The organism is uncultured Nostoc sp. (genome assembly GCF_964245445.1).
GTDB lineage: Bacteria > Cyanobacteriota > Cyanobacteriia > Cyanobacteriales > Nostocaceae > Nostoc.
Window position 1 is genome coordinate 1 of the sequence record NZ_CAXTNE010000354.1, and the last position, 6,674, is coordinate 6,674.

General features: G+C 43.5%; 4 protein-coding genes. 3 read left to right on the top strand and 1 reads right to left on the bottom strand.

Annotation, left to right across the window (positions count from 1 at the left end; translation table 11 throughout):
• Positions 1–386 precede the first annotated feature (386 nt).
• Both dhaK and dhaL read left to right on the top strand, forming a co-directional pair.
• A complete protein-coding gene (dhaK, locus tag ACFE90_RS34420) occupies positions 387–1,460 on the top strand; it encodes a dihydroxyacetone kinase subunit DhaK (RefSeq protein ID WP_375506767.1) in 1,074 nt (357 codons plus the stop codon).
• A 16-nt stretch (positions 1,461–1,476) separates the two neighbouring features.
• Positions 1,477–2,115: a dihydroxyacetone kinase subunit DhaL gene (dhaL, locus tag ACFE90_RS34425; protein WP_375506768.1), complete on the top strand. Its 639-nt coding sequence runs from the start codon at positions 1,477–1,479 to the stop codon at positions 2,113–2,115.
• A gap of 177 nt (positions 2,116–2,292) precedes the next feature.
• Here the strand turns inward: dhaL and ACFE90_RS34430 are convergent, their stop codons facing one another.
• The gene (locus ACFE90_RS34430; protein ID WP_375506769.1) at positions 2,293–4,596 is read right to left on the bottom strand and encodes an IMS domain-containing protein; all 2,304 of its coding nucleotides are present in this window, start codon (positions 4,594–4,596) and stop codon (positions 2,293–2,295) included.
• Between the two features lie 973 nt (positions 4,597–5,569).
• Between ACFE90_RS34430 and pdhA the strand changes: the two genes are divergently transcribed.
• Positions 5,570–6,604 carry a pyruvate dehydrogenase (acetyl-transferring) E1 component subunit alpha gene (pdhA, locus tag ACFE90_RS34435; RefSeq protein ID WP_375506770.1) on the top strand — a complete coding sequence of 345 codons (1,035 nt, stop codon included), beginning with the start codon at positions 5,570–5,572 and terminating at the stop codon, positions 6,602–6,604.
• Positions 6,605–6,674 lie beyond the last annotated feature (70 nt).

Below are 6,674 nucleotides of genomic sequence, written 5' to 3' on the forward strand. Positions count from 1 at the left end.
AAATAACAAATGAGTTCGCCAAAATAACAAATGCGTTGGCTAGCAAGAACCGCAGGCATCGCCATGATTGCAACAATTTAGCTTTGTCACGCCAGCGTAACGCATCCTTCTCCTATCAGAGACGCTACGCGTAGCTTGCTTCCCCGTAGGGGTACGGGTAACGCTCCTGCGTCGCTAACGCTGCGCTAACAGCAGTCGCCTGCGGAAGCAAACCCTCCCGCAGCGCTGCTTTACCGCAAATCTTTGGTGGATGAAGTTTTTCCGACTTGTGCGTACACCGTTGCTCCTTTTAGGAGAGAGATTTAGAGAGAGGTCAACCTCTATTGCATACAAACCAGCGATCGCTATAACCTGGGTTTTAGCACCCTTTTAACCAAACATGGATTATGAAAAAGCTGATCAACAAGCCGGAAGACTTTGTGCGGGAAAGTCTAGAAGGTATGGCGGCGGCTCATTCCGATTTAATTAAACTCAATTATGATCCTGCTTTTGTTTATCGAGCCGATGCACCCATAAAGGGTAAAGTAGCAATTATTTCTGGTGGTGGCAGTGGACATGAACCAATGCACGCTGGCTTCGTGGGCAAAGGAATGCTTGATGCAGCTTGTCCTGGTGAGGTTTTCACTTCACCAACTCCTGACCAAATGCTAGAAGCAGCAAAGCTTGTAGATGGAGGCTCAGGTATCCTTTATATCGTCAAAAATTACAGTGGCGATGTCATGAACTTTGAGATGGCAACAGAGTTAGCCCGTAGTGAAGGCATTCGATCGCTAAATATTTTGATTGATGACGATGTAGCAGTGAAAGATAGCCTCTATACCCAAGGACGCCGGGGTGTGGGAACAACAATACTAGCGGAGAAAATTTGTGGCGCGGCGGCTGAGGCTGGGTATGATTTGCCACAAATAGCAAATTTATGTCGCCGAGTAAATTTGAATGGGCGGAGTATGGGAATTGCTCTAACATCTTGTACAGTACCCGCTAATGGAACGCCGACATTTGAATTAAGCGATCGCCAAATCGAATTAGGTATCGGTATCCACGGTGAACCAGGAATAGAACGTACAGATATAAAAGCAGTAGACGAGATTACCGAAATTTTAACGCGATCGCTCCTTGAAGATGCACCATACAGCCGCACACTGCGCGAGTGGGATGAAGACAAAGGAGAATGGGTAGATGTAGAACTAACAAATCTACAATTTGCCAAAGGCGATCGCTTATTAGCTTTTGTCAATAGTATGGGTGGAACTCCGATTTCCGAACTGTATATTGTTTACCGCAAACTCGCCCAAATCTGCGAACAGCAAGGATTGCAAATTGTGCGAAACTTGATAGGCCCTTACATCACATCTCTAGAAATGCAAGGTTGCTCCATTACCCTGCTGAAATTAGATGAAGAGATGATCCGCCTATGGGATGCACCAGTAAAAACACCAAGTTGGCGCTGGGGAATTTAACTAATTACGAATTATTATGGTAACTCAAGCGCAGATATTGCAATGGTTGCAGGCTTATGCAACCGAGATAGAGCAGAATAAAGCATATTTGACAGAATTAGATGCTGCGATCGGAGATGCGGATCATGGGATCAATATGGATCGCGGCTTCAAAAAGGTAAGCGCTCAGTTACCAACTCTTACAGACAAGGACATCAGCAACATTCTTAAAGCTGTGAGTATGACCTTGATTTCTTCCATTGGCGGTGCTAGTGGTCCTCTTTATGGCACTTGGTTTTTGCGAGCCAGTACAGCAGTAGCAGATAAGCAAGAATTAACAGAACAAGATGTATTAGTACTACTCCAAGCAGGCTTAGACGGCGTGCTGCAACGTGGCAAAGCGCAACTAGGAGACAAAACAATGTTGGATGTACTATCTCCGGCTGTAACCGCTTTTGGGCAAGCTGTAGGAGAAAGTAAGGGAACGCTAGAAGGTTTGCAACAGGCTGTAGCAGCAGCCCAAAGGGGGTTGCAAGAAACTATACCGATGCAGGCGAGAAAGGGACGGGCTAGCTACCTGAGAGAACGGAGTATCGGACATCCAGATCCAGGAGGGACTTCTGCTTATTTGATGTTGAAAAGTTTGTTAGCGGTGTTGGAAAGTTCTGGTGAATAACGCTGACTGTATTAAAGAGCGATTGAAGAAGAATTCATAATCCAAAGAGAACTCTCTTGCGCGGCTTTTGCCGCTCAGAAGTTCGGAGAATCAGAATCACTCTTCTTAGGAAATTGGGATTACCCACTTTGTCGTAGGGGAGTTTGTCGTAGACATCGCCTGAAAATTCAAACTTATCTAAATTATCTGATTGACAGCAGATATACTCTGGATACGCCATTTACCTCGTTCTCGAATCAAATCATATTGAACTCGCAAATTATCGCTAAAAGACTTTTGAAACTGACCATTTTCATATAACTGCTTCGCTTCTTTAACCGTAGCTTTCACTACGGCACGATCTGCAAATAAATCACTTTTCTCTACAGATTCTATCTTCAAGCTATGGTCATACTTGTAGTATTGGTTTTCTAACCTATACTGTTCACCAGTCTGCCGCGATTGAGACAAAGCTGAACCAGTTAAAATCTGCTCTAAACTATTAATCTCATGATTCGGTCCGAAAGCTTCAGCTTTGGTTAATAACCAAGCCCGAATGACTTCCTCTGCCGTTGCATTTGTTAGAGGCCCTTCTGGTGATTCTGGTTTATTATTTGGATCAGGAATAGATATTGGTGGTTGATTTATCTGTACAAATAACTCTGAACCACGCATAGGTGGTGTAGGGAAAAACAGATTTTTTAACCATCCAAAAGTTGTTGTGGCTACCACCCAGAGAACTAATAGACTCACCAAAGAAATAAACACTCTCCACACCAGCCGTGTTTTCCCTTCGATGGTATTAGCAAAAGTTCGCCGCCGCCGGGGACGACGAGAATGAGGACGATTATCTGGTATACGCTCTCGGATAGAAGATTGAGTAGGTTTTCTCCGCCTACGCTTTTGGTTATGACCGGGTGCAGCACTTTTAGCTGAACCGTTCAAATGCTGATTAGTGCCTCTACTCATCCGTTCCGCAGCAGGAACCTCTGATTTCACACTTCCAGATGAATTCCACATAGGTGGTGAGAAGTTTATATATTCAGACGTTTCTTTTGTTGGTGTTTTTGGCAAATCTGGGTCTGGTATTCTGCTGTGATTAAATTGCCCTGAAGTCCTAGTTGAATTGTTGTGGAAAGGAGGATTATTTGTCTTGGGCTGAGGAAAATATTGAGGATTAATTACAGCCCATTCATTAGTTGTTTCTGCATCAGTTGGTAGTGCTTCTAAATAAGCTTGTACCTGTTGGTTAGCAAAGTAATCTTTTAGGAAAGCTTGCTGGTTTGCTAAATCTCTAAAATGGGGGAAAACTTCGTGTTGCAACCATTGTTCTGCATATAAACACAGCCCCGGTAACAAATCTGGAGAATCTTGAGATTTTTCCCGAATAAAAGCTAAAGCTTCGTACTCCTGACTAAGTTCTAAAACACGAGTTGCTTCTTCAGTTTGTCCCAAGAGTAATGCACATAGCGACTGTTCTAAATGTACATCTTGGCGCTTGCCCAGACGGATCAGCATTTGCCTTGCTTGACGAATTAAAGCTGGTTGCCGTTGAGCAAATCCCCGTGCTATCAAGGCATAGACAGCTAAGTAAGTGGCAACAGCAGAAGGACGTTTGCTTTGAGCTTCAAATAACTTGTGCTGCTCTGCGACTGTTAAGTGGTTGCGTAACTGCTGGATAAATCGCAGAAAGTCATCTATATTTAAACCAGATTCATCATTGTTCGTGCCATCAATGCCACCACGATCTTCTAAAAGGTTTTGCAATAATTCCAAGCCTTGGCGTCGTTCGGCAGTTTTTTCTTGAGGTAGTGCCAATAACTCCAAAATTCGATATGGTCGCAATTTGTAAAGATCCGCCTGAATTTCTGCCTGTACACTAGAAAACAACCCTTCGCGCACTAGGAGTTCTTGACCAGTTTCTAAGGATATGGCGGCATTTTCATAGTGACCTTGCTGCCACTGTTCACGACCTAATTCTAGACAAGCAAGGGCAACAGTGAGAACAACATCTGGATGTTCAGCGCTTTCGTATATTTCTTCGTCTGCTAAATTATTACTTTTTATTACACTTTTAGCACCATTTTTATTTACCAGGTATGGACGACCTAGTTTTAATACAAGCTCGTATTCGCCCAACTCTTGCAAAATTAACAAAGCGCCAACTAATTCGTCTTGGCTAATGTCGATGCCCAGACTTTGGGTTTCAATACCCCTTTTGGTGCTTTCTGGACGATTTTCCTTTGCTACTGCGGCAGCAGCAAGGTTATCAGGATCATAGGCGTGGGCAAGATAGAGATGATCGTAGGTACTGCGTTGTTTGGGATCTGATAAAACCACGTAAGCTTCTTCTATGAGTTGTTTACGAGAAGAAATTGCTGCCTGAGAATACTCACGTCGAGGCAATTGTACAATGCGATCGCTATATGCCTGCCGCAATTGTTCATCACTTGCCGCCAACGGTAGTCCTAAAATTCGGTAGTAATCTAGCGGAATTCGCACAGCCTACTTCCCCTGCACCGTGATCAATATAATTCACCTAGAGCGTTCCAGGCCTGTAAAACCGTGCCATAACAATGCCGTATAGAATTTACTCTACAAGTGTATATTGCAACAACTTGTTTTGTACCTTCCCGAAATTTTGAGTCACATTCTAGTACTAATTTTTTGCTTTCGCCTAGAAAGCCTCAATTGTTTGTCTTAATTATTAGTATTTTTGTTTAACACAACTATTATCAGCCTTCGATAGCACAAACCACAACTACCGCTTTTAATCACGGCATAATTGTTGTGGTTGCAAGAATCTATTGATGATTGATTTTTTCGGGACTTTCCCACTAGGAGGTCAATAAAATACTACTATTGGAAATCTGACCCTGATAACTAGAGGAAAAAATCATATCATAATTTGTTTTTAATTACAATTACCTATTTAGGTATATAGATTTTTGCCTCTTTTTTTTAAATTGTTAATGGATATGCAGAAAGCAGTCTATCTTGATTGCTAGTCTATGAAGGGGAATATTTAGGAGTGCTGTACATGGATAGCGGGGCGTTGAGCCAGTGTTGAGTTCTGAGTAAGAAGTAATGAGTAAGACGTAGTACTTGTGAATCTTTTCACTCAGTACTTACTACTCGTAACTGATTTGATGCCTAATCGGTCTAATTTTACTTTTTACTCAGCAGTGGCTCAACGCCCCGTTACCGCTAACGGTACTCAGCACTGTTTCAGTGAAAGAGAAAACTCAAAGCGGCAGATGTTGCCGTTAGAGTCGAATCCTCACGGGGCATGGGCTGAAAAGTTAAAAATCAAAAAATTAAAAGTTCAGCTATTCCCTAAGACCCTTTTTTGGTGCATAAATAAAGTTTGATTGTTGAGTCTTGCAAACGCTAGCCTGTTAAAAGCTGAGGTGTTATCAGACCAACTTATTTAAGACCGTAAGTTTAAGTTGTACAACAGGGATACTCAAAAATAATGGTTCAAGAGCGTACTTTACCCACTTTTAATCCTGCTACTACGCACATTACTAAAGAAGAAGGGTTACGGTTGTATGAGGATATGGTGTTAGGGCGCTTATTTGAAGACAAATGCGCTGAAATGTACTACAGGGGCAAAATGTTTGGTTTTGTCCATTTGTACAACGGTCAAGAAGCAGTTTGCAGTGGTGTTGTGCAGTCAATGCGACCGGGTGAAGATTACGTTTGTAGTACTTACCGCGACCACGTTCATGCTCTGAGTGCAGGAGTACCAGCAAAAGAGGTAATGGCAGAGTTATTTGGCAAAGCCACAGGTTGCAGCAAAGGGCGCGGTGGTTCCATGCACATGTTTTCTGCTGAACATCGTTTGCTGGGTGGCTATGCTTTTGTGGCTGAGGGAATTCCTGTAGCAGCTGGAGCGGCTTTTCAAAGCAAATACCGCCGCGAAGTGCTAGGAGATAAAAATGCTGACCAAGTGACAGCTTGCTTTTTTGGCGACGGTGCTGCTAACAACGGCCAGTTTTTCGAGACGTTAAATATGGCAGCCTTATGGAAACTGCCAATTCTTTTCGTAGTCGAAAATAATAAGTGGGCCATTGGGATGTCTCACGAACGAGCTACTTCTCAGCCAGAGATTTATAAAAAAGCCAGTGTATTTAACATGGTGGGCGTGGAAGTAGATGGTATGGATGTACTGGCAGTCCGAGCCGTAGCCCAAGAAGCTGTAGCCCGTGCCCGTGCAGGTGAAGGCCCAACATTAATTGAGGCGCTTACTTACCGCTTCCGGGGCCACTCCTTGGCTGACCCAGATGAAATGCGAAGCAAAGCGGAGAAAGAATTTTGGTTTGCCCGTGACCCAATTAAGAAGTTGGCAGCTTATTTGGTGGAGCAAAATCTGGCGGATGAGGGAGAAATCAAAGCAATTGATCGTAAAATTCAGGATGTAATCGACGAAGCGGTTAAATTCGCCGAAAGCAGCCCCGAACCAGACCCTAGCGAGTTATATCGTTTCGTATTTGCAGAAGACGAATAAATTTTGGGGATTGGGGCTGGGGACTGAGGACTGGGGATTAGAAAAGAATTTTCCCAATACCCAGTCCCCG